We start from the raw sequence: 1,407 nt of genomic DNA, 5'->3' as shown, positions 1-1,407 counted from the left end.
GGTTCTATAATAAATGTTGGGGTTTTCATACAATTTATGAAAAATAAAATGCACAACATCACCTGTTTTACTATACTTGAATTGTCGAGAAACAAGTAGTAAGGGTGAGTTGTGCTGTATGAATTTTAACATGGAATTACCAGGATTAAAAGGTGTAAACATTGAAGAAATTGTTGAACAAGAAAACCGTATTTTAGTGTATATTTCTATTCCCGTAAAAGAACATATTTGCCCAGAATGCGGGGAAAAGACGTCTAAAATACATGACTATCGAATGCGTAAGATTGGGCATCTTCCAATGTGGGGACGTTCAACGCAATTGATGTATAAATGCCGACGTTATCGTTGCACTTGCGGGAAGCGATTTGCCGAAAAGTCCTCATTTGTCGAGCGTTACCAACGTTTTTCTAAAGAAACAAATCAAGCCATGATTATTCAATCGGTTAAATCAAAAACATTTAAAGAGGCGGCAACGGTACTCGGTACATCCATTTCAACGATACTACGTAGATTCACAAAACAGGCAAAAGCAGCGTTACCAGAGGGGTTCCGTCTACCAAAGGCGATTGCAATTGATGAATATAAGGCAGATACAGATGCCGGGAAATATCAGTTAATTATAGCCAATGCAGAAACACATGAACCAATTGATATTCTACCCAATCGTCGACTACAAACGATAAAAACATACTTACAAAAATACGGACAAGATGTGGAAATCGTTGTGATGGACATGAATGGAAGCTTTAAAGCAGCTGTTCATCAAGCATTAGCGAAACCCATCATAGTAGCAGATAGATTCCATTATTGTCGTTATATCCATTGGGCTTTAGATGATGTTAGAAGAAAAGTTCAAAAAGAGATGCACGCTTATGATCGGAAAAAGAGTAAGCGAATGCGTTTTGTTTTGCATAAAAATTCTGCGAAACTAACAGAGGAAGAACGTTGGTATTTAAACCGCTATCTTGGGTTATCACCGGAATTGAAAAAAGCATATGAGTTAAAAGAATGCTATAAACAATGGTTTACGAAAGCTAAAGAAGAAAAGAATATTAAGAAGATCAAAGATGGCTTAGAAGCTTTTTACCGTAAGGTAGAAGAGGCGAACATTCCAAGCTTTTTAAAAAGTATACAAACACATAAAAACTGGCAAGTAGAAATATTGAACAGTTTTGTGTTTGGTTATTCAAACGGATTTTTGGAAGGCATTAATAATAAAACAAAAGTACTCAAGCGAAATGCTTATGGATTCCGCAAATATGAGCACTTTAAAGCAAAAATATTATTAGGTCACATGTATAAAAAAATAGGGTTGCATGTTGGATGAGGGAGCGAAGCGAGCCGCGACCTGCCATCCATTCCTTCCTCGCTACGCTTCGGAAGAAATGGATGGCAGGAAAGGTTTAT

At 36.8% G+C, this 1,407-nt stretch carries 1 protein-coding gene; it reads left to right on the top strand.

Translation table 11 applies throughout. The annotated features are described in order from the left end of the window. Positions 1-118: 118 nt before the first annotated feature. Positions 119-1,327 (top strand): ISL3 family transposase, encoded by a 1,209-nt coding sequence (locus tag AC3II9_RS21425; protein WP_489158714.1) that lies wholly within the window; start codon positions 119-121, stop codon positions 1,325-1,327. The last annotated feature ends 80 nt before the right edge of the window (positions 1,328-1,407 follow it).

The sequence above is a fragment of the Lysinibacillus sp. RU7 genome, assembly GCF_057837305.1.
Note: the sequence above shows the minus strand (reverse complement) of the source record. Positions and strands in the feature narration are given on the sequence as shown.